The sequence below is a fragment of the Desulfococcus multivorans genome (assembly GCF_001854245.1).
GTDB classification, from domain to species: Bacteria; Desulfobacterota; Desulfobacteria; order Desulfobacterales; family Desulfococcaceae; genus Desulfococcus; species Desulfococcus multivorans.
The window spans coordinates 2,600,800-2,623,622 of record NZ_CP015381.1 but is presented as its reverse complement, the minus strand read 5'-3'; the positions used below and the strand labels follow the sequence as shown (position 1 = coordinate 2,623,622).

The window sequence follows — 22,823 nt, the reverse complement described above, 5'->3', positions numbered from 1 at the left end:
CGCCCGGAATTCATATGCTGATTTTTTTGACCCGGCGGTTGACGAGCAGATAATCGAAAACGATTTTCGTCACGAAAAGCGCCGTAAAGAGACTTGAGATCACTCCCAGGCTTAGGGTGACGGCAAATCCCTTGACGGGGCCGGTACCGAACTGAAACAGAACCAAGGCGGCGATGAGGGTCGTCACATTGGCGTCCATGATGGTCAGGGTGGCGCGGTCGTAGCCCGCGTTGACGGCCGAATGCTGTGTTTTGCCGATCCGCAGCTCTTCCCGGATGCGTTCGAAGATGAGGACGTTGGCATCCACGGCCATGCCGATGGTCAGGATGATCCCCGCAATGCCCGGCATTGTCAGCGTCGCCTGAAAGACGGCAAGCCCTGCCGCAATGAACACGATGTTGAGAATGAGCGCGAGATCGGCGATGAGCCCGGACATGTTGTAATAAACGACCATGAAGATCACCACCAGGATGCTGCCCACGATCATGGAAAAAAGCCCCTTACGAATGGAGTCCGAGCCCAGGGACGGCCCGACGGTGCGTTCTTCCATCACTTTTACGGGGGCGGGAAGTGCGCCCGCCCGCAGAACGATGGCCAGATCCCTGGCCTCCTCCGCGGTGAAATTACCGGTGATGCGGGCTTCGCCGCCGCTGATCCGTTCCTGAATGACCGGCGCCGAGTAAACCTTGTCGTCCAACACGATGGCCAGCCGCTTCCTGACGTTTTCGCCGCTGATCTTTTCGAATATTCGTGCACCCTTGCGATCAAAATTGATGGAAACATAGGGTTCGTTGTACTGGGAATCGATCTGGACCCGGGCATCGGTCAGGTAAGCGCCGGTCAGCACCGCGTTTTTCTTGACCAGAAAGGGGGTCTTGATCTCCCGACGGGTATTGGGATCCCGGTCGATCTGCCACAACAGCTCGGTTCCCGGAGGAGGCGTTTTATCGACATAATCCTGGGGCGTGTTTACCTCGTCCAGAAGCTTGAACTCCAGCTGTGCGGTTCGCCCGATCAACTCTTTGGCCCGTTGGGTGTCTCGAATGCCGGGAAGTTGGATGAGGATACGATTCTCACCCTGATTCCGGATATCCGGTTCGCTCACGCCGAACTGATCGATCCGGTTCCGGATGGTCTCCAGAGCCTGGGCCACGGCCATGGTCTTGATGCCCTCGACTTCCTTTTCCGGCAAATCCATCCTCAATGTGACGGCATCGTTTTCCCGGGATGTCGCTATCATTCGCAGCTCGGGAAACTCACCGTCCAGGACGGCATTGACTTTTTCATCCTCGGTCGACGGGATCGAGAGGACGATGACGTTTCCCTCGACCCGATCGAGCCGGGTGTATCTGAGCCGCTCGCTTTTGAGGGCGTCTCGAATTTCCTGGGTCAGACGACCTACGGTGCCTTCGACGGCCTTATCCGTATCGACCTCGAGAACGAGGTGCATGCCGCCTTGGAGATCCAGCCCGAGATTGATCTGTTTGTGTGGCCACATACCCGGTGCGATTGTCGGGAGAAGATAAACGACCGCAGCCGTCAGGACGATGCCAACGATTATCAGCCTCCATGAGATGTTCTTCAATGATCCGTTCCTTTCACGAGTGGATTTGGTCAATGCATCCGGCAAACGAGGATGGGGGCAATCCACTGACCAATAGCGAAAAACCCCGATAAACGAGATGGACAACGAAAATCATCTCGATTTAAAACGGGGTTTTAAAGAGGATACTCTATCTATTTGGATTTTAGATCGTCGGAATCTTTGTCGTTTTTGTTCGACTGCTTTTGGGGTGTATCCTGAAGCAGGGACCCGACATAACCCCGATTGATTTTGACCCGGACTTTATCGGCAATCTCGAGGGATATGGCGTCTCCGTCCAGACCGACGATTCGGCCGTAAAGACCTCCGTTGGTCATGATCCGGTCGCCTTTTTTTAAATTATTGACCATCTCGCGATGCTGCTTCGCCTTTTTCTGTTGGGGACGAATCAACAGGAAATAGAAGATCACGAACATCAATATCAGGGGGACGAAAGAGGCGAACCCGCCGGCCCCTCCGGAGCCGCCGCCGGCAGGCGGGGCCATTGCATAAGCGATATCGATCACAACAAACCTCCTTGAAAAAATATATAGTTTAATTCCAAATGACCGATTCTTGTAAACAAAACGGCGCACATATACTTTAAATATCCACGTTCGTCAAATGGTTTCCATTTTTTTCCCTTGCGCACGCCCATGCCGGCCTTTATTCTGCGGGCAGCCAGAGCGTTTCCCCGTCGAACTGAATGCGCTTGATATCATCCCGCTCGATTTTCTTGATTAAATCGATGGCCTTGGCCATATTGAAAACGATGATCTTGGTCATGGGCTGAATGATGTTGACGTTGTCCGAAAGGCGGCGCTCACGAAGGTTGTAGATGTAAACCATCCCCTCCGCGAATTTCAGAATTTTCCCCACCCCTGAACTGACGCCCCTTTCGTTGGGTTCGTCGGCGACGGGGGACAGGAGGATACCTCTGGATGCGAAGTTTTCCTTCAGAAATTGAAAATGGATATTCCAGATGTTGTCGCCGGGGCGGACGATGTAGATGCCGTAGACCTCGGTTTTTGCATCGGGAACCAGCCGATCCGTCAGACGATCCTCCAATTCGTCGGCTGTGACGTGAAGGTCCTGCAATATTGCATCGATGTTTGCCGTTGCCTCGGCATCCGTCATCGTCGAAAAGGTCTCAAGTTTGTCGATTCTGTTGAGCACGGTTTCGTATGTTTCCAGCGCGGTGATCCGATCGACGAGCTCGGTCCGTTCCCGGACGAGAGTCGGTGCGGCGGCCAGATCCTTGATTTCGGTAAGGGCTTCATCGATTTCTTTCAATCGGGTTCGGGATTCGTTCAGAATCTCAAGCAGCCGGTCTTCCACCGCCGGATCCGTCGCCGGGAATTCCATCCCAGCAGTCAGGCGGCGTTCGAGGTCTGTTTTCTGCAAGGTCAGAACGGCCGCTTCTTCAGCCGGGTTTCCTCCTGATTCCCTGCGTTTCCGGACGAGTTCCCATTCGCGAATCGCCGAAAGAGCGCTGCGGTACGCATGGTAGTCGTTTACCACCTCTCGGAGGCTTTCGTGTTCCTTGAGCTTTTTCGCCAGATCAGGTGTATCCGGCGATGCTTTTTCGAGTTCATCTTCCAACGCCTCAAAGCGTTTTTCGCTCTCTCTGAGCTGGGTATAAAGGCGGTCGATCCGCTCCTTTTCGTTCAGGGTGGAGAGGGTGGGGCCCAGATCCGATTCCGATATCGTTCCACTCTTGATCCGGATTTTTTCGAGAATCTCCTCCATGGAAAGCGAGATTCCGCCGACCTCGAGGGTCTCGCCCGATTCGACAATCATGTCGACGCTGTCTTTCAGTCCGAATTGGGCTTTTCTCTCGGACATCAGCTTTTTGAACTCATCGTCGGTGATGTCGTAGTGAACGACGGGGCCCGGCGATTGCGTTGTCTCGACGGAATCCAACGCCATTCCCGCGGACGGCGATTCACCCTCCGGGACGGTTTGGGAAGAATGGGGCGGAAGGGGCGTTGTTGCCGGGGCATGGGTTTTTTGCATCCACCAGAACCATCCGATGCCCACCGCCAATACCAGAAGAATGGTCAGTATGAGGATTATCTTGAATGTTCGATTACTGCCGCTCTGATAGTTCGACATAAGCCCCCCTCTTTCAAAAAACCGCGTTCCATGCTCATTCCAGGGTCGGAATCCGCTCCCGACGCAGCGTATCACTCGCTGGTAATCGTGCTCTCTTTGGGAAGCATGGCCGCATCCCCCTCTATGAGAATGCTGATGTCGCGGCGAACCTCCAGGTCGAGAATCTCCCTTCTCTTCTTATTCAGCAGATAATCGGCGACGTCAAGAGGTACGACGCCCTTGACGCGGGTGATTCCCTGTTTCAATGTTTCCAGTTGCAGTCTTCGCAGAATGTTGAGCCCCAGCATTTCCGTTGAAGGCAACTGCCCCTTTCCACCGCAATATTTACAGGGTTGGAAATTGCCGAACTCGATGGAGGGGCGGATCCGCTGCCGGGACATCTCGAGAAGGCCGAAACGGGAAATCCGTCCGACCTTGATGCGGGCCTTGTCCAGTTTGATGAAAGATTTGAGGTTCCGCTCTACCTCCAGTTTGTGCTTGGACTCCCGCATGTCGATGAAATCGATGACGATCAGCCCCCCCAGATCCCTGAGTCTCAACTGACGCGCGATCTCCTCGGCGGCCTCGATGTTGGTGGAGAACGCTGTCTGCTCGATGGAGCGTTTCTGGGTGCTTTTCCCGGAGTTGACGTCAATGGCGACCAGCGCTTCGGTAGGATCGATGACGATGGAACCGCCGGATTTCAGATCGACCCGGTTTTCGTAAATGGACGCAATCTGGTCTTCCAGCTCATATTTGGTAAAGATGGGTTTGTCCCCTTTGTAGAGCTTTACGATTCGGGTATGCTTGGGCGAGATGATATGGATGAAATCTTTGATTTCCTGATAGACCGATTCCGTGTCGACGAGGATCTCCTTCACATCGTGGGTGAAGGAATCCCGGATGGAGCGGAGGACGAGATGACGCTCCTTGTAAAGCAGGGCAGGCGCGCTTTCGCCGATACCTTTCTTGTTGATGTTTTTCCAGAGCGTGAGGAGATACCTGAGGTCTTTCGCCAGGCGGGTTTTGGTGCAGCTTGCCCCGGCCGTTCGAATAATGAGACCGAAACCGTCCGGGATTTTGAGCATGCCGAGGAGTTCTTTAAGGCGATTGCGTTCCTCTTCGTCCTCGATCTTCCGGGAAATGCCCTTGTTCTTGCTTCCGGGCATCAGGACGATGTAACGTCCCGGCAGGGAGATGAAAGTTGTCAGCATGGCCCCCTTGTTGAGGATGGGGTCCTTGGTCACCTGAACCAGGAGTTCCTGTCCCCGCCGAACGAGATTGCTGATGGAATCCTCTCCGGTACGATTGTCCTGGAAATAGTCACTGTGAATTTCATGCTTTTGAAGAAAGCCGTGCCGTTCGGCGCCGTAATCTACAAATACGGATTGAAGCCCGGGCTCGATCCGGGTGATGATGCCTTTGTAGATATTGCCGTGGGTGATCTCCCTGGCCGCGTTTTCTATATTGAACTCTTCCAGTTTGCTGTCCGTAACCTTGGCAATGCGGCATTCGTCGTGATCAACGGCGTTGATAAGGATTTTGCTGCTCATATGGCGTGGTGTCTGTCCCTTCTCGAAGATGAATTGTATAGACTTCCGGATAGTGATTTTGACGGCGACCTCCTTCGTCGACATATGCTCTCAATATGCCGTCATCGCCAGGCCTTGCCAAAATCATTATCGGGAGGTCCATGGATCTATCGGTTCATGCCGATGATAATTCCATGATTGAATAGGCAATTAGATCGTACAAGTCAAACAAATTCTTTATTGACCGGCGCCGGGAAGAGTGCCAATCATAACGATCCCGCAGAACTTCGATATCTGCGCAGCGTTTCATTTCCCGTTCCTGCGGCTTATTGTTCAATCACACCGCATTCCACGGGATTCGCAAGCCCTGATCCCGAACTTTCAGCGGGACCCACCGGATCTTCCCTGGAAAGCAGAGCGGGGCTTTCAACATGGAATTCAACTTTCGATTTTCATGATGTTGACCGGAAAGCACCGGCCTATGAAAGTTGAGATGGAAGAAGAGAATGTCAGCATGAACATATTGATTGCCAATCAATTGATCCTGTCGAACGTGCCGGAGGACGTCGAAGGCGAGATCAAGCGCCGACTCAATTTTCTCAACCCCCGGTGGGCGGAAAACGAACGGATGGGCCGGTGGAACGGCGATACGCCCAAGTACGTGAGAGCCTATGAGAAAACCCGCCGGGGCGACCTCGTCGTCCCGCGGGGGTTTGTCCGCCAGCTCCTTCTGATGTGTCGACGGGCGGGAGTGCCCTGTGAGATCGATGACCGACGGCGCTCATTTGGAGAAACGGCGCTGGTATTCAACGGAGTCCTCAAACCTTTTCAGCAAGAGGCCGCGGAGCGGATGCTGAAAAAGGAGTTCGGGGTTCTTTCGGCCCCGACGGGCAGCGGGAAGACCGTTATCGCCCTCTATATGATGGCCCGGCGGCGGCAGCCGTCGCTGGTGGTGGTGCACAACCGGGAACTCGCTTTTCAGTGGATCGAGCGCATCAAACGGTTTCTGGATGTGGCCGAAAACGACATCGGGCTTATCGGTGCGGGAAAAAAACAGATGGGCAGGCCGGTAACCGTGGCGCTGATCCAGTCCCTCTGCAAGTGCTGCCGTGAGGTTTCGCCGAACACGGGATTCCTTATCGTAGACGAGTGCCATCGAACCCCCAGCCGCACCTTCACGGATGCGGTCTCCGCCTTCGATGCGCGTTTCATGCTGGGGCTTACGGCGACTCCCTGGCGGCGGGACAAGCTCTCCAAGCTGATCTTCTGGTATCTTGGCGATGTCCACCACGTCATCGAAAAAGAAGATCTGGTGGCAGGCGGCCACATCCTGGCGGCCGACGTGGTGGTCCGGGAGACCGCTTTCTCGCCCTATCACGATCCGGTCCGCGAATATGCGAAGATGCTGTCCGAACTTACCGCAGACGACAGACGGAATCACCTCATCGCGGCGGATGTGGCGGCGGAAGCCCTGAAGGGGCAGGGGGTTTGTCTGGTGCTCTCGGATCGGAAACGGCACTGCGAGGTCCTCCAGTCGCTGCTGCGGTATCGGTATAAAATCGAAGCGGCGCTCCTGACCGGGGATGTTCCGCCTCGGCAGCGAAAGGCGGTGCTCGAGGGCATTGGAGCCGGCGAGGTCCGGGTGCTGGTGGCCACCGGTCAACTGGTGGGCGAGGGATTCGACTGCAGGGATCTTGCAACCTTATTCATCGCCACTCCTGTCAGGTTCAGCGGGCGCCTTCTCCAATACCTGGGCCGTGTTTTACGGCCGGCGCCGGGCAAAACCAGGGCTCGTGTCTATGACTATGTGGATTCGGCGGTGGGACCGCTTGCAGCGGCGGCGCTCGCCCGGCAGCGGGTTTATGCGGGAGGGCGCCAGGACGGAGATGGGTGACCCTTCGTTCGGGGATCGAGAATTTCATGAGGGACAAACCGGGATTTGTAGCTCATGGATGGGTTCCCCCGGATGCAGTAACCGAGATACAGGTGGGGAATACCCATCGTTTTCGCCAATTGGATTTCCCGGAGAATCGAAAAAGTACCCGGTCCGCAGTGTCGCCAGGCGGGGTCATGATAGAAGTAAACGCTGGAAATTCCCCCGGGGAGGATGTCCACCAGCCCGATGCCGACGAGACGCGTATCCTTGTAATATGCGATCTCATGCCCGAAGTCGCCGGCGCCCATGACAAAGGATTCGAAATATTCCCGAGTCTCTATGGGGCGGTAAGGCCATCCGCGGCGATGATGCATGTCCTCGTGATACGCATTGTAGAGTTGTACGTGTTCGCGGCTGATCCCGGGTTGTTTGAGAACTGCTCCGACTTTCAGGTTTCGGGCTATACAACGACGCTGACTTTTGGAGGGTCGAAATCGGTCCACGACGACACGAAGGCTGCGGCATTCAGTACAGTCTTCGCATGCGGGGCGAAAGAAGGAGATGCCGAACCGACGCCATCCCCGGGCCACAAGCCGTCCACAGGTTTCGGATGTCGCACCTGCGATGAGGCGGTATTCCAGTGCGGCGAATTTTTCGGGAAGATAGGAACACGTCCGCCGGGTCTCCGTCATGCGGCAGAGTTGGCGGTCCTTCGGACCTGAAACTGTCGTGGGGTTTGCCATATGCCTGATCCGGCCTCCGGTTATGCCGCCGATTCCCCGCCGCCGAAATCCACAAAGGTGCCGATGTTCTTTTTAAGGGCCTGATCCAGGATGAGACGGGCCGCAGCCAGGTCCTCGACGGCGATGCCGAGAGATTTGAACAGCGTGATGTCTCTGGGGGATTGTCTCCCGGGGATCCGTCCCGACAGCAACGCTCCGAGTTCACCGATGATATGGTTTGTGTCGATGACGCCCTCGTTTCTGGGAATGATGAATTCGCCGGCCTCCCGGAGAGCCGACTCGAGGCGGTCGACATAGAGCCGGGCGCCTGCCACGGCAGCCGTATCCAGTTCCCGTGTATGGGGTTGATAGGCGCCGACGGCATTGATATGGGCGCCTGGAGAAATCCAATCCCCCATGACGACAGGCGCGTGAGCGGCGGTGGTGGTACAGATGATGTCGGCGCCTTCAACGGCGGCCTTCGCCGTTTTTATCACCTCGACGGCTCGTCCGAATTTTTTTTCCGCCGTGGCGGCAAAGGCATCTGCTCTCGCTGTCGAGCGGCTGAAAATGCGAATCCGTCGGATCTCCCGGACCGTCAGCATGGCCTCCAGATGGGTTCCGGCCTGAGTGCCCGAGCCGATAATGGCGAGGTCGCTCGCATCGGGGCGGGCGAGATGACGGGTGGCCGCCCCACTGACGGCGGCCGTCCGGATCGCCGTGACGGCCGTTCCGTCCACGATGGCCTGGAGACGACCGTGTTCGGTGTCAAAGAGCAGCACGGCACCCTGATGGCTGTCGTATTCCGTGCCGTGATTTCCCGGAAAGATGGTGATCACCTTCACGCCTACCGATCCGATGCCGCCAAGGTGGGCGGGCATCAGTGCCAGGATGTTCTTGCTGTCGGGCAGGGCGAGCATCTGTCGCAACGGCATAACGGCGTCGCCTTGGTCGAGAAGCCTGAGGGCGTCTTCCATGCTATCGATACAGGCATCCATGGGCATCAGTCTGGTGGTCTCCTCCCGATTCGCTATCAACACCTTCATTCTCGATTCCTTTCCCGGCGTACGGCTTTTCGGTTTTTCTTTCTTCAAACGGTACGGCTTCATTTTCAAACCCGGGGACACTCGGCCCTTCAATGGCGCCCTTTCCATCTGTGTAAAGGAATGACGGCCGTCTGTCAATTTTTTAGCGTGACGCAATTCTACGGCTGGAAATAAATTTCCGATATTTTAAAAATAATCTTGATTTTTTCCTTGAATATGATAGTATAACGATCATTAGTAAGGGCCCGGTCGCGGTTGACGGGCCGGTTTCGTTCTAAAGGAAAGGTCCATTTGTCAAAGTGGTAGCCTGAAGTTTGGAACCCGGAAAAAAATTTTTTAACATGGAGGATTTACCACGATGGCTGATGGAATTGTAAAATGGTTTAACAGCAGCAAGGGTTATGGATTCATCGAACAGGAAAACGGACCGGATGTATTTGTTCACCATTCAGGGATCAATGCAAGCGGCTTCAAATCCCTTGATGAGGGCGACAGGGTCACCTTTGACATCGAGCAGGGCCAAAAAGGACCTGCCGCCGTGAACGTGACGGTCGTTTAACGCTCCGGCCGCATACATAGTTTAAAAAAGGGACATCCGCTTCAGCGGATGTCCCTTTTTAATGATCTGCCAGGCTTAACGGTATGCGGTTCGAGCCGCATTACGATTTGACCCTGGACATGAACTTTCCGGTTTCGGTGTTAACCCGAATCATCTCTCCTGGGGTGAGGTATTCGGGAACGAGAACCGTCATCCCGTTTGAAAGGGTCGCGGGCTTGTTGCGGTTGGTGGCTGAAGCGCCTTTGAGGGCCGGAGCGGTATCGACGATCTCAAGGTCGATGGATGCCGGCAGTTCGACGGCCATGACGCGACCGTTCAACAACAGGGCCGTGATCTCCTCCAGGCCTTCCACGAGCCATTCCGTCTTTCCCTCCAGGCTCGCTTCCCCCAGCGTGTACTGTTCGAAATTCTCGCTGTCCATGAAGGTATACATGTCCTGATTTCGAAAAATGAAGCTGACGGGACGGCGCTCCATCTCCAGTTCTTCCAGGGTGTCGTTACCTTTGAAGGTCTGATCCAGCTTCTGTCCGGTGACCACATTGGTGAACCGGACCTTGTAGAGCGTGTTGCTGCCCCGGGCCGAGGGGGTTTGGACTTCCATATCCTTGACCTGATGGGGCTGGCCGCCGATATCCACGATATTTCCCTTCTTCAGGGTGTTCGCCTTGATCATTGAGTCGTCTCCTGGGTTTCATCTTATGGCTTCGGTTTTGCCGACCGGCGCTTTCCGGCGGCGATTCAAGGGAGATGCCGTTTCAGTGCCTTCCTTCGGTGAAACGGGTCGACCGACCGACGCTTCCCGTCGGCTGATCGCGAATTTATAGCCCATTTTGACGAGGCTTCGCAAGGGTTCTCTTCTCGCAGATCGGGAACGAGGCGTTCGGAATGCCGGCGGGATGACAATTTCAGCGGGCGTCGAAGTGGAATTGCATGAAACTTCCGGAACTGCTATAGGGTACCTCCAGTCAGTCTCCAAATCATGACGATCAAGAGGTGTTGTTTTGCGAAAAAGACAATGGCGTTTCGGTTACATCTTCTTTTATGTGCTCTTCCTGCCGGACACCTGGCAGATTATCACAGGTCTCATCGCCGCATGGGTTGTGGTTCCCCGGATTCGGCCTCAGGACCTGGGGGCGGCCGGCGGAGTGGTGCTGTTTTTCATGATCGCCGTCATCGGATATGTCGCCGCAGCGCCGTTGGGCCGCTGGATTACCCGGGCCCTGAAAAAATGGATTCTGGGGGACAGACGCCCCTGAACCATTCGATGCTTGAACCAGCAGGTCGCTCCGGAGGAGATTTCGAGATTAAGGAACCGCTTGTTTCCGGAGGGGGGACAGGGAATCGGCAAGCCTTTTCAGCCCTTCCGCTATGGAAATTTCCGGCCGGTACCCCAAATCTCTTTTCGCAGCAGTGATGTCGAACCAATGGGCAGTGGCCAATTCTTCGGCGACAAACTGCGTCATGGGGGGTTCGCCGGGGAGGCGGAAGGCACGGTACAGCCATTCCATAAGATGTCCGGCAAAAGCGGCCTGCCGTTTGGAGATGGTCCGTCGCACCGGCGGCTTCCCGGCGGCGGCGAGAATCGCGTTGATCATGTCCCACAGGGGGATCGGATCGTCCTGACTGACGAAATAGATGCGGCCGGAGATCTCGGGACGATCTCGAAGGGCCTGAGCCGCGAGCAGGTGGGCCTTTGCCGCGTTGTCGATGTAAATAGTGTCGACCCGGTTCCGGCCGTTTCCGACAATTCTGAGACGGGCGGCCCTTTTCAGGATCCGGGGTGTCAAGTGGGGATCGCCCGGCCCCCAGATCAGGTGCGGACGGATAACGACGGCCGGAAGTCCTTCCGCTGCGGCGGCGACCACTGCCTGCTCGGCCAGGGCCTTGGTCCGGGGATAGTGGGCGGTGTAATATGTCGGGTAGGGTGCGGTTTCATCGATGCCTTCCATATCGGTGCCGTCGAAGATGACGCTGGGAGAGCTGGTATGGATCAGCCGGGCGACCCCGGTTTTCCGGCACGCTCGAAGGATGTTCCCGGTACCCGTCACATTGGCGCTGTAATAGACCTTTCCATCCCCCCAGACGCCGGGTTTGGCCGCTGTGTGGAAGACGACCTCGACGCCGCGGCAGGCGCGTTCCACCGCCTCGGGATCGGTCAGGTCTCCGCGGATCTGGCGAACGCCGAGATCATCGAGGCCGGTATAGTGTCCCCGGGAGAAGGTCCGAACGGTTTCGCCCTGCTGAACCAGTTCCCGAACGATGGCGCCGCCCAGAAATCCGCCCCCGCCGGTAACGAGGATGTCGCCGTCGGCTATTTTGTTGCCCATGCCGCAAGCTGTTCTCTGTAGATCTTGGCGTTGTGACGAATGTCCACCGGAAAACCGTCATGGAACAGGATGGTTTTAATCTCCTGGGTCATGGGGTGTTTGGCCGCCAGATTGAGCAGCTCGTGCTTCAGGGCATCCTTGTTGACATTCTTGTCATTCTTGTTCAACTCGATGCAAATCACGGGCTTTTGGTGCGGCGCCCTGCCCACGCCGACCAGAGCGCTCCTGAAGACGGCGGGATGCTGATTGAAGATGGCTTCGCAGGGAATGGTGAACAGCGGCCCGTTTTCCGTGACGACGCGATGGGTTTTCCGACCACAGAACCAGACCCGATCCTTGTTGTCCTGCCAACCGACATCGCCCATACGATGCCAGAACGCGTCGCCGTCAGGTATCTTCGCCGCCGTCTCCTCCTGGGGCCTTTCGAAATAGCGGCGGGTGACCACATCCCCTTTGACGACGATTTCGCCGATCTCGCCCTTTTCCACAAGAAGGTCATCGGACCACTGTTCGATGGGATTGTCGGTAATGCGGATGATGCCGACGGTGATGTCGCCTACGGGACGGCCGACGCAGATACCGTATCCCTGTTCGCTGAATTTGCGGGTAGCGCTCAGAATTTCCTTGGCGCCCAGACATAGGACCGGCATGGCTTCCGTGGCCCCGTAGGGCGTATAGATCTCCGCGTCCTCGGGCAGCATTCCGGAAAATTTTTCGATTATGGCGGGCATTACCGGAGCACCGGCGGAGATAACCCGCCTCAGAGAAGGCAGCGTGATTCCGGCGCTGCGACCGTGCTCTCCTACATGGTTCAACAGGGCCGGCGATCCGAACATATTGGTGATCCCCTGATCCTCGATAATATCGACGATCTTTTCGGGATCGGCCTCTGCCGGTCGGGTGGGATCCATGTCCGGGATGACGGCGGTCATGCCGAGAGCCGGGTCGAACAAGGAGAATAGGGGAAAAGTGGGCAGATCGATCTCGTCGGGTCCGATGCCGAAGTAGCTCTGGATATGGCGGACCTGTGCATCGAAGTTGCCGTGGGTGTAGATCACGCCCTTGGCGGGTCCGGTGGCTCCGGTGGTGAAAAGAATGGCCGCAATCTCGTCGGCATAGGTGACGGCGGGCTGGTAGGGCACCCAGGGACGCTGGTGGACCTGCTTGAGGTTGAAGGCGCCCGGAAACCACCGGCGCCCGACGCTCACCCAAGTGGTGACGGTGCGGAAGAATGCCGGATACCGCCATCGCAGGAGATGCGCTTTGGCAATCCCGATGAAGCCTTCGGGTTTGCTTTCCTGAATGCACTGGATCATCCGTTTGACCCCCATGCCCGGATCCACGACGACGGGGACGGCGCCGATCTTGAACAAGGCAAAGGTCAACGCAAAAAAATCGAGGCTGGGGGGGACCATCAAGAGCGTTCGGGTGCCCCGTCTGATACCGACCCGCTCAAGGCCGTGGGCCAGACAATCCGATTCTTTGTCAAGCTGGGTAAACGTCAAATGCGTATAGGCGACACGGTTGCTGTCGTCCCATCCTGCGGGATAGACGACAGCGCGTTTGTTCGGATACTTGACTGCCGACTCCTTCAAACGATAAGCGATATTGAGGGGCCGACGATCCGTATCCGCCTGAATTGGAGGTGCGTCGGGTTCCCTGTATCCTCTGTTGCCATTTACGTCTTCTTCCGGAAGTCCGTCGACCCGATCGATTGTATCCATTATTTACCTTTAGTTACCTTTTGGAGCCCACCTGTGATTGGGTTTGGAGGGAGACAAAATAAAAATAAGAGTAATTATTAACTCAATCAGAATGTTTTTTCAAGAAATCTTTGACGAGGGGGATGACGGCCGGGCTTTTATCCTCCAGGAGATAGTGGCCTCCGTCTGAAAATGCATGGACTTCTGCCCGGGGAAAGCGCCGGCGCCACTCATCCAGGTAATCAGTGTCGAAAACGAAATCGGCGAGGCCCCAAAGGATGAGCGTCGGAAGATGAGAGAGATCATGCAAATGATCCGCCACGCGGCGAACCATGGAATAGCTGGGGTCTTCGGGCGACAGGGGAATGTCCTGAACGAACTTGAGGGTGGCCATTCGACGTGCGGGTGAATGATAGGGCGCCGTGAGTCCGAGGCGAACGGCTCGGTCCAGCCGGCTTCCGGGGGCCATGAAAACGGCGGCCCGGGAAAAGATGTTGAGTCCCAGAACGGCGGGGACGGCCAACAGCGGCAGGTCTCTGATCAGTCGGAGTCTCAGGGGAAGGCGCTTTTTTCCGGGAGGGAAAAACCCGGCGGTATTGGTGATGATCAACTTCCCGATACGCTCCGGATGTCTGATGGCATAGCATAGTCCGATCATGCCGCCCCAGTCGTGTACCATCAGCGTCAGAGGGCTGTCGAGGCTCAAATGATCCAGAAGTCGTTCGAGGTCGTCGACCCGGTTCCTGAGACGGTAGTCGTATCGGCGAGGAGACGGGGCATCCGAGAGGCCGCATCCCATGTGATCCGGCACGATGACCCGGAAATCCGGCGACAGGGCTCGAACCATTTCTCGAAAATAAAATGACCAGGTCGGGTTGCCGTGGAGCATGACTACCGCGGATCCTTGGCCTTCATCGAGATAATGATAGCTCAGTCCGTCGATGTCGAGGAAATGAGATTGAAACGGGTAGAGGGTGCGAAACGCCGACATGTCGAATTTATTTGGGGGCATACGCGTCTTCCTTTCAGGATAAGCTTACCAGTCGATGCCGAGCATCATGCAGTTCAGGCCGCTCCCTATGCCGAAAAAACCGACTCTGTCGCCTTTTTGAAGAACCCCTCGTTCGGCGGCGATGGCGGCTGTGACGGGCAGAGAGACCGTTCCGATATTGCCCAGGAACGGAAACGTTACGAAATCCTTTTCCAGAGGGATGCCGATGGATTCGAGGATTGTTTTCTGGTGGGACGCCCCGACCTGGTGGCAGATGATCCGGTCCGGGGCATCCGCCGGCCATTTTATTTCCGCCGCAAATGCGTGGTAGGTTTCGATGCCCAGGTTGACGCCGTTTTTGAGAACGCCTATGGAATCGGTTTTCATGACGGGCGTGCCGTGGACGGCGCGTCCGGCATCGGGACCCCACAGGCAGAGCCGGTGAAAACGGGCGGCATGCCGGGCGACCCCTCCCACGAGGCGATGCCCCCTGCGGGAAAGGGATGAATGGGTCATGACCACTCCCACCGCCCCCGATCCGCCGGTCAAGGTGGCAATGGTCTCTTTGAACAGGGTCATGTCCTGAATCTCGAGGAGGCGGTTGATGGTGATGTCGACGATTTCCCGAGCCGTTTCGCAAGAGACGACAAGGCCTGCGCGGATATGTCCCAACTCGATGGCGTTGGCGATATGGATCATGCCGTTCAGGACCCCAAGGCATGCGTTGGACACATCGTAAACCTGGGCTTCGGATGGGATTTGCAGCGCATCGGCCACCGCGCAGGCCGTTGCCGGTTCGAGGTTGTCCCGACAGACGCCGGCAAAAATCAGCATGCCGATATCACCCGTTGAGATCGAGGCGGTGTCGAGAACTTTTCGACCTGCTGCTGCGGCGCCTTCGGAGACCTTGAACCCTGGATCCCAGAATCGACGCTCATAGATTCCGGTAATGGCCTCGAGTTGTCCGCTTTTGAGACGGAGGCGCCGGTAAAGGGGTGCAAGGCGTTCTTCGAGGTCCCGTGAAGCCACCACGTTCGGCGGCAGTTCGTACCCAAAGGCATCGATGTAAACATTGTTGAATTGCATAACCCTGCCGTTCTCCAGAATGAACTATTGACGATTCGGTCAACCGTCCGATATCTGAGTCAATCCTCATCCGTCGTTGCCGCAACCTGATGGTGGTTCGCCGCGGGTCTCGGAATTCGTAAGCCTTCTTGATCGAACGTGTTGCGGAACCGTATGAATTGATCGTTACGAATGTATCAGTCGATGGGCATCAGTTTCAGCCCGAAATTGTCCAGCCGATAGATAAACAAACCGTCAACCTTTATAAATCCGTCTGCCTGTATGGTCGGCGTATCCCCTTCCGTCACCTTGGTGATCACGGCGTCCACCTCGATTCTCTGGTGGGTCTGAAGAATCTGGCCGCGATAAATCCACTGATGGGTCTGACCCGTGAGCAGCTCGAAACGGTGAGTTCCCCGGAGGTTCGGCCAGCGCCGGATTGCTGCGAACTTAATCAGTTGTATGAAGGATTCGACGCCCAGGGATCCCGGGCATACCGGATCCTGGTAAAAATGGGCCTGGAAAAACCACTCGCCCGGATCGACGGTCTTCACGCCGCGAATGAACCCCAGACCAAAGGGCCCGCCGTCGGGAGCCCAGAGCTCGACGGCGTCGATCATACTGAGGGCCTTCGCGGGAAGGGCCGGCGACGGCGAGGGGTCGATGATCGTATCTTCCGGCGACAGCGGCCTTTCGACGCTGAAAGCATGGGATTCTCCGCAGCTGATCTCCTCCAGGGTGGGTTGATAAGCCGAGGCGGCGGCTCCCTGGATGCCGGCCTGCTCCGCCAGAGCGGCTTCCGTGAAAAAACCGAAATAGGTGGTTCCGGTGTAAACGGGTGCTTCGTCGCTCAATACCGCCAGGTCGAAATGCTCGATAATCATGCCCCCGGCCGTGGAAGACCGGGTCAACCGAGCCCGCATGGTCAAGAGACCGGCTCCTCTCGGGACATTCCGGTGTATGACGGCGGTACCGCCCAGGTTTCGAAATTTGAGGTCCTGATCGCTTTGGAGGGCGGAACCCATGTAGGCGGCGAGCCAGCCGCAGGGCTGGAGCGCGATCTCCAACAGGATGCAGAAGGGGAGAATACCGCTCCGATCCGCTTTGAAATACCAGTCTTCCGGGGAAAAACGGTATTCGGCTTCGATCCATCCATCCGGCTTGAGCACCCAGGGTTCAGGGTCGCATTTGACGACGCGATCCATAAACAGATATGGGGGTCGGGGGAGACGGGCGAGCTTTCTTTCCCGGTCAAAGATCCGGTAGGGTTCACCGAAAGCATCCGACGGCTTTCCCGTGCAAAAGGCCATGAGCTGCTCCCGGGTGAACACGACGGTCTGCACGGAATGGCCCGTGGAACGGTACTTCCAGAAAGACGTTAAGTTTTCGCGGGTTTCTCCCGACAATTTCATGGACATGTTCTCGAAACGGACGATGGGTCGGCCGTCGGCATACATCATGGCATCGGCCAATGCATAGGGCTCCGGATCGTAACCGAGCGCGGCGATTTCAACCTCGTAAAGCACCTTTCGTGTCGCGGGAGTAACGGGACCCCGGCACCTGAGAATACTTTCTTTGCCGGGGACCGGTTCATAACGGGCCTCGGGGTTTTCCGATATCCATCCCATTCGTTGGAGGAAGATTCTGAGGGTGTGCATGCAGCATTCGTACATCAGGGTCCCCGGCATGACCATATCATCGGTGAAATGGCAGGTAAGGAACCAGTCGTCGGGTCGGACGTCGGCCTCCGCCCGAATGATGCCCAGCCCATACCGACCGCCTCCGGGTTCCAGTCCGACGACACGATGGACGAGACGCATAAGTCCTCCGGGCAGCCGGACGCCGGCAGGCAGCGTCACGCCGTTGAAGGCTGTACCGAAGCAACGGGCCGGATCGCCCTGACGAAGGGCGTCCACCGCTGAATCGTCATATTGTTCGACCACCATGGGCACCAGTTCGGTGAAGTCTTTGCTGCCCGGTTGCGGGGCTGTTCCGGTCTCTTGTCGGATGATGCCGCCGGAATTGCGAACCTCGGCTTCGGTGAAGAATCCGGCACAGCCGTCCCGCATGGTGATAAGATGTTCGGCGCCGATGAACCCCTCGAAGCGGAAGAAGAACATATAGGTTTTGCCTTGCCGGACAAACTTGTCGATATGGATGTCATACCGGATGACCTCGCCCGGTCGGGGTAACCCCCGATGAAAGGTGGCCTTGGCGTCGAGCAGGCGGTAGGCGCGTTCTCCTTTCACCCGGAGGTCGATACCCAGGTAGGCTGACAGAAAAAGATCGGCCTGACCCGCTTCCACGGAAATACATGTAGGTGCCCGATCTCCGTCGAGATACCAGGCATCGGGGAGGACGTCGTGTTCGGTGACGATTCGCCCCGAGCCCAATCCGCCCTTCCGACCCTCGATCGAAAGGATCCGATCCACCAGCATGAGGGGGGTATCCGGAAGTCGAACCCGTACCGGATAGGTGTCCACTACGGCGAATTCGGGCCCCAACACGCGGGCTGCGGAGCCGACGGCGAATTCCATGCACATCTCCCGGGAATACGCCGGCTGCGGGTCGCCGACTTGCGCGGTGCCCCGGGCCTCCCTTGGTGTTTGAGCCCTCGAGGAAAGATCCCCTTCGACGGTTGTCATTTCCTCGAGAAGACGAACCTGGATAGCAAAGCTCTTGCCGTAATTTCGGGTCAGGGCGTCGGAAAAGTCGAGGAATGCCTTATGGGCTTCGGCCGTGGCGGCGATGTTGTCGGTCACTGCGGCGAGAAATCGGGAGAAGGGCGGGCGCTCGGCGCCGGCGAAACAGTGCGGCGCCGGCGGATGCTTTTCGACGGCTTGGATGGTCTTCGTGCCGACGTCGCCATGAGGTATCCTTTCCGGCACCGGCGGGTGGAGAGGGAGGCGTTGGGCTGCCGCCGAACCGGCAACACCGTCACCTCGGTGAGACGATTTTTCCGAGGGTGCTCCGGACGGCTCCGGAAGTGCGGAAGGGCGGATCGGAAGGGGAGGGGCCGGTAACGATTTCGGAGTTCCTCCCCCGACGATTCTTTGGATGGTTCCGAGACCCCGATCTTGAGGGCTATGGATTTCTATCGGCGCTTCGGAAAAGGCCGCCTCGCCGTAAAGCGGTTCAAGATCCAGCGATACCCGCTCGGCGGCGAGCGTTCCCAGAAACTTGAGAACCGTAAGGGTGTCGTCTTCCCTGCGTTCGCAGATGGAAACGGCTGAATGGGGTTTCCCCTGAAGGATCTGGCCGATCATTCGCTTGCAGGAGGACTGGGGTCCCATTTCGATGAAAAGCCGTATACCGTCGGCATAGGCTTGTTCTATCGTCGCCGGGAAATCGAATCCTGCAACGGCCTGGGCGAGGATGTCTTCAGCCGCCGATGCTTCGGTCATCGCCTGGACCCGACCCAGAGCGCAACTGTAATACTGAATGTCGGGAGGGGGCGATGTGGGGAATCGGTGAAGCTCCCGGTATGCCTCCGCGACGGGAACAACGGCGTCGCAGTGAACGGTGACCACGCCTTCCAGGTATACAGCTTCGCAGTTGAGGGTCCGGATAATGCCGGCGACGTGATCGCCGTTGCCGCCGATGACGCATTCAGAAGGCGTGTTCACGATCAACAGCCGCGCCAAGGGCCAACGGGGAAGAGCGTCCCGGACTTCGGCCGCCCTCCGGTTTACGACGGCGACTCGCCAGTCCACCGCCTGATCTTCCGGAAGGTGCCAGGCGCTTCTGGCGGCATTGCAGGGGCCGGCCAGGTCGGTCTTGAAAAGGGAAGTCTCCTGCATTCGTCTCAGCATCTCGCCCCGTTCAGGCCATGCCTCCGTGGCGAACAGGCCGGCCGACTCTCCGAGGCTGTAGCCGATCACCGCATCGGGCCTGAGTCCGAACCGACCCGCCAGACGAGTCATCATGCCGCCGTGCACCACCTGACCGAAAATCATGTGATGGGGGTCGGAGACAATCTTGCGGTGTGCCGCCGCTTCCCATCCATTCTCCCACGAGACACGAAACGGTATATAGCATCCGGGGAACATCTGGGTTTTGAGTGCCTGGGTCTCCCGGTCCATCTCCCTCAGGATTTCAGGCCACTGAACGCCGACGCCCCTGCCCATGCCAAGATAATGGTTCCCCGATCCGGGGTAGACATAGGCGATCCGGCCTTCCGGTCCCATCGGTTCGGGGAAAAAAGCCACACCGTTCGATCCGATGATCTTCCGGGGTGTTCGAGATCGGACGGCGCTTCGACATTCGTCGACCCAATGGCGGAGAGCATCGGGGGTGTGGGCGACGACGGCTGCGGCCATGGGCTGTCCCGGGGCAACGGGGCGGCGCTCACGGAACCATGCGGCCGCGGATGCCGCCATCGTCGCGGCGTCATTTCGGGAGTGGCGATCCAGACGGTCGAGTCCTTCAAGAAGGGTTTCAGGGTGTTGGCCTTCCACGACAAACAGCCCCGGGCCTTCAAGCCCCAGGGGGCGCTGTCGCTCCCGATCGTTCCGGACGGAAATTTTTTCGGGGAGAGACCCGTCAACGGCTTCCAGAACGGCGTGAACCGTGTTGCCGTCCGTCGTCATGGAAGAGACGGCGGCCCGACGAGGACCGTCCTTTCGGTCCCGGATCCAGAACTGGGGCTGGATGGGGATGTGAAATCTCTCTGACAGCCAGGCCTCGTGGGCGGGCGCCGTAAAACCGCTGAGCGGCGGTATGATGTCGTGGTAGAGGGACAGAGCGGTCTTGACCACAGATGCCAGGCCCGACACCGCGCCCGTATCGCCGACCAGAGATTTCAGGGATCCCACGGCGGGACGGTTCGTTTCATCATTGAATACCTCGTGGAGCGCTTCGGTTTCGATCCGATCCTCATCGGGGTTCCCGCTGCCGTGCGCTTCCACGTAACCGACCGAGCCCGCCGGAATGCCGGCGTCATTCAGTGCCCGCCTCAGGGAGCGGGCGTAAGCCGCCTTCATGGCCTTGGGATCTTCGCCGTCTGCCGAGGCGCCTCCGAGACCTTTGACGACGGCATAGATCCGATCGCCGTCGGCGACTGCCTGATCGCGCCGTTTGAGAACCAGCGCCACGGCGCCTTCTCCGGGGAGGGTCCCGTCGGCATCAATGTCGAAGGGCCGGACCGTATCGCCGGTACTGAAGGGGCGAATTTTCGAGGCGATCACCATGTTGCGGACGTCCCCGGTGAGTTCCACCGCCCCAGCCAGGAAGGTGTCTGTTTCCATCCGCTGAAGGGATCGGATCCCGATGTCGAGAGCGCGAAGACCCGATGCCGCTCCGCAGGAAACCACGTGGCTCGGACCACCGAACCGGAATTCCCGGGCCACACGGCTGGCGACGATGCCCCCCAGGGATCCCACCACCCTGGTGGCGGTGAGGGGGCGGGAGAGGGCGTCTTGAAGCGCTGTCAGCCACTGGGACGCCGATGCCTCGTCCAGATCCGGAAGGCTTTGACGAAGGGCGTCCCTGAGGGCCTCTTCCTGATGGATCATCTGCCATCGCGTGTGGAAGTCGGTGTCTTCCATGTCGAATTCCATGCCGATGGCGGCCCCTGCACGGGGATGTTCGCCACCGAGAGAGATTCGAGCATCTTCGAGGGCGTCCGACGCTGTTTTCAGCATCAGGAGTTGCTGCGTCAGGATGTCCGGGATCTCCTTGGGCGGAATGCGGAACGCGCCGACATTGACGGCAAAATTTTCGAGATAAGCCCCGTGGTCCCCTTGTCCCGCCAGATGATCCGCGGCTACATCGTCCGCGCCTTTGAAACGCCCTGTCGGACGTTTCCGACAAGCGGGCTCGCCCCTGAAAACCGCTTCCTGAAAAGCTTTCAGGGTCTCGAGGGGGCCGATATGGACCGCCATTCCGACGATGGCGATCTCGGGCGGCGGTGTGTCCGCCACGGCGGAGGACCGGTTTGGTTTGGGTCGGGCGGTGGCAACGGGATGGTATTCCTCGAACAGAAGGTGTCCATTGATCCCGCCGAAGCCGAAGGCGCTGACGGCAGCACGGCGCGGTTGCCCATCTTCCCGGGGTTCCCATGGCTGGGCCTCGGTCTGCACCCGAAAGGGGCCGCCTTCAAGGGGGCTTCCGTCGGCCGCTCGGGTAAAATGAAGGGAAGGCGGCAGTGTCGCGTGCTTCATCGCCAGAAGGGTTTTGAGCATTCCCGCGGCTCCGGCTGCGGTAAGCAGGTGCCCGATCATCGATTTGATCGACCCGATGGCGCATATGCCTCGGGACCATCGGGTGCCTTTCCACAAAGCCCTCAGGCTGGTCAACTCGACGCGGTCCCCTAAAGGCGTTCCCGCACCGTGACACTCGATGTGATCCACCGCCGACGGCGACCACTCCGCTGCCGCATACGCTGCCTGCATGGCCCGCAACTGTCCTTCGGTGTCAGGTGCAAGCAGGTTGCCCCGCATGTCGTTGGAGAGCCCGATACCCCGGATAACGGCATAGATCCTGTCGCCCTGAGCCACGGCGTCGTCCAGCCGTTTCAGCATCAGCATGCCTGCCCCTTCCCCGACCACGAGACCGTCTGCGCCGGCATCGAAGGGGGCGCATCGACCCGAAGGTGAGAGGGCGCGCAGCTGGCTGAAACCGATTTGGGTGTAAAGATTGTCCGGCCGAGAGACGCCCCCCGTCAGTACGGCATCCATTCGTCGCGACTCGAGGGCGTCGCAGGCCAGTTTGACGGCATAGATGGACGATGCGCAGGCGGCATCGAGGGTGCAGCTGCCGCCGCCCAGTCCCAGTGAACGCGCCAGAAGGGCTCCCGGGAGGGACGTGACACGGGCGGCCAGGCATTGACGCCGGTTCAGTGTGCGGAACGGTGGAACAGTGGCATTGCCGAGAGTTTCCTTCAGGCATCGTTCGGCCAGATCCCGGCCGAAAATTTCCTGAGCGATTCGGGAAGCAGCATCGGTGGGCAATGCAATGGCGGCGAGGATCACTCCTGTGCGGGCGGAATCCGAAGCCTTCCCTCCGCAGTCGGAATAGGCCGCATGGCCGGCCCTGAGGACCAGATGGTAGAGGGGATCGAGATCCGCCGCCAGCAGTGGATCGAGACCCCAGGCCTCGGCATCGGGCTCAAAGGCGTCTACGATGCCGGCCCGAATGGACAGCGCCATGTCCGGCGCCGGAATCGGGGCGACGACCTTGGCCGGCGCGACGGGCCAACGGTGTTCGGGAATCTTTCGAATCGATTCCAATCCGTTAGCGATGTTGTGCCAGAAAGCGTCCAGATCGACGGCACCGGGAAATACGCCGCCGATCCCAACTACGGCGATGGGAGTTCTTTCAGTCATA

The 22,823-nt window shown here is 58.1% G+C and carries 15 protein-coding genes; 3 read left to right on the top strand and 12 right to left on the bottom strand.

The genetic code is table 11. The features are described 5' to 3' along the window. Nucleotides 1–10: 10 nt before the first annotated feature. The 4 genes from secD to dmul_RS11475 form a co-directional block, all read right to left on the bottom strand. The gene (secD, locus tag dmul_RS11490) at nucleotides 11–1,585 is read right to left on the bottom strand and encodes a protein translocase subunit SecD (RefSeq protein ID WP_020875153.1); all 1,575 of its coding nucleotides are present in this window, start codon (nucleotides 1,583–1,585) and stop codon (nucleotides 11–13) included. A gap of 152 nt (nucleotides 1,586–1,737) precedes the next feature. Further along, the gene (gene yajC, locus dmul_RS11485; RefSeq protein WP_020875152.1) at nucleotides 1,738–2,109 is read right to left on the bottom strand and encodes a preprotein translocase subunit YajC; all 372 of its coding nucleotides are present in this window, start codon (nucleotides 2,107–2,109) and stop codon (nucleotides 1,738–1,740) included. 139 nt (nucleotides 2,110–2,248) lie between these two features. Further along, on the bottom strand, nucleotides 2,249–3,697 hold the full coding sequence (locus dmul_RS11480) for a peptide chain release factor 1 (RefSeq protein WP_020875151.1): 1,449 nt from the start codon (nucleotides 3,695–3,697) through the stop codon (nucleotides 2,249–2,251). A 71-nt stretch (nucleotides 3,698–3,768) separates the two neighbouring features. After that, nucleotides 3,769–5,313, bottom strand: coding sequence for an Rne/Rng family ribonuclease (locus tag dmul_RS11475; RefSeq protein ID WP_020875150.1), 1,545 nt, complete (start codon nucleotides 5,311–5,313; stop codon nucleotides 3,769–3,771). A 409-nt stretch (nucleotides 5,314–5,722) separates the two neighbouring features. On the opposite strand from dmul_RS11475, the gene dmul_RS11470 reads away from it, so the two are divergent. After that, nucleotides 5,723–7,102 (top strand): DEAD/DEAH box helicase, encoded by a 1,380-nt coding sequence (locus dmul_RS11470; protein WP_144016493.1) that lies wholly within the window; start codon nucleotides 5,723–5,725, stop codon nucleotides 7,100–7,102. On the opposite strand, the gene dmul_RS11465 is transcribed toward dmul_RS11470, so the two are convergent. After that, nucleotides 7,069–7,827: an arginyltransferase gene (locus dmul_RS11465; protein WP_020875148.1), complete on the bottom strand. Its 759-nt coding sequence runs from the start codon at nucleotides 7,825–7,827 to the stop codon at nucleotides 7,069–7,071. The genes dmul_RS11470 and dmul_RS11465 overlap by 34 nt on opposite strands. A gap of 20 nt (nucleotides 7,828–7,847) precedes the next feature. Further along, nucleotides 7,848–8,852 carry an ornithine cyclodeaminase family protein gene (locus dmul_RS11460; protein ID WP_020875147.1) on the bottom strand — a complete coding sequence of 335 codons (1,005 nt, stop codon included), beginning with the start codon at nucleotides 8,850–8,852 and terminating at the stop codon, nucleotides 7,848–7,850. A gap of 358 nt (nucleotides 8,853–9,210) precedes the next feature. Between dmul_RS11460 and dmul_RS11455 the strand changes: the two genes are divergently transcribed. Further along, the gene (locus dmul_RS11455; RefSeq protein WP_020875146.1) at nucleotides 9,211–9,411 is read left to right on the top strand and encodes a cold-shock protein; all 201 of its coding nucleotides are present in this window, start codon (nucleotides 9,211–9,213) and stop codon (nucleotides 9,409–9,411) included. A gap of 100 nt (nucleotides 9,412–9,511) precedes the next feature. On the opposite strand, the gene efpL is transcribed toward dmul_RS11455, so the two are convergent. After that, nucleotides 9,512–10,084 carry an elongation factor P-like protein EfpL gene (gene efpL, locus dmul_RS11450; RefSeq protein WP_020875145.1) on the bottom strand — a complete coding sequence of 191 codons (573 nt, stop codon included), beginning with the start codon at nucleotides 10,082–10,084 and terminating at the stop codon, nucleotides 9,512–9,514. Between the two features lie 328 nt (nucleotides 10,085–10,412). On the opposite strand from efpL, the gene dmul_RS11445 reads away from it, so the two are divergent. Next, complete coding sequence (locus dmul_RS11445; protein ID WP_020875144.1) at nucleotides 10,413–10,667, top strand: hypothetical protein; 255 nt, start codon at nucleotides 10,413–10,415, stop codon at nucleotides 10,665–10,667. Between the two features lie 48 nt (nucleotides 10,668–10,715). On the opposite strand, the gene dmul_RS11440 is transcribed toward dmul_RS11445, so the two are convergent. From dmul_RS11440 to dmul_RS11420, 5 genes are all read right to left on the bottom strand, one after another. Continuing rightward, the gene (locus dmul_RS11440) at nucleotides 10,716–11,738 is read right to left on the bottom strand and encodes an NAD-dependent epimerase/dehydratase family protein (protein ID WP_020875143.1); all 1,023 of its coding nucleotides are present in this window, start codon (nucleotides 11,736–11,738) and stop codon (nucleotides 10,716–10,718) included. Continuing rightward, nucleotides 11,723–13,462 carry a fatty acid CoA ligase family protein gene (locus dmul_RS11435; RefSeq protein WP_020875142.1) on the bottom strand — a complete coding sequence of 580 codons (1,740 nt, stop codon included), beginning with the start codon at nucleotides 13,460–13,462 and terminating at the stop codon, nucleotides 11,723–11,725. Before dmul_RS11435 ends, dmul_RS11440 begins: the two co-directional genes overlap by 16 nt. Before the next feature lie 82 nt (nucleotides 13,463–13,544). Continuing rightward, complete coding sequence (locus dmul_RS11430; RefSeq protein ID WP_020875141.1) at nucleotides 13,545–14,453, bottom strand: alpha/beta fold hydrolase; 909 nt, start codon at nucleotides 14,451–14,453, stop codon at nucleotides 13,545–13,547. Nucleotides 14,454–14,477: 24 nt separating this feature from the next. After that, entirely contained in the window at nucleotides 14,478–15,518 is a 1,041-nt protein-coding gene (locus dmul_RS11425; RefSeq protein ID WP_020875140.1) for a 3-oxoacyl-ACP synthase III, read from the bottom strand. A gap of 176 nt (nucleotides 15,519–15,694) precedes the next feature. Further along, nucleotides 15,695–22,822, bottom strand: coding sequence for a type I polyketide synthase (locus dmul_RS11420; RefSeq protein ID WP_020875139.1), 7,128 nt, complete (start codon nucleotides 22,820–22,822; stop codon nucleotides 15,695–15,697). Between the last annotated feature and the right edge of the window lies 1 nt (nucleotide 22,823).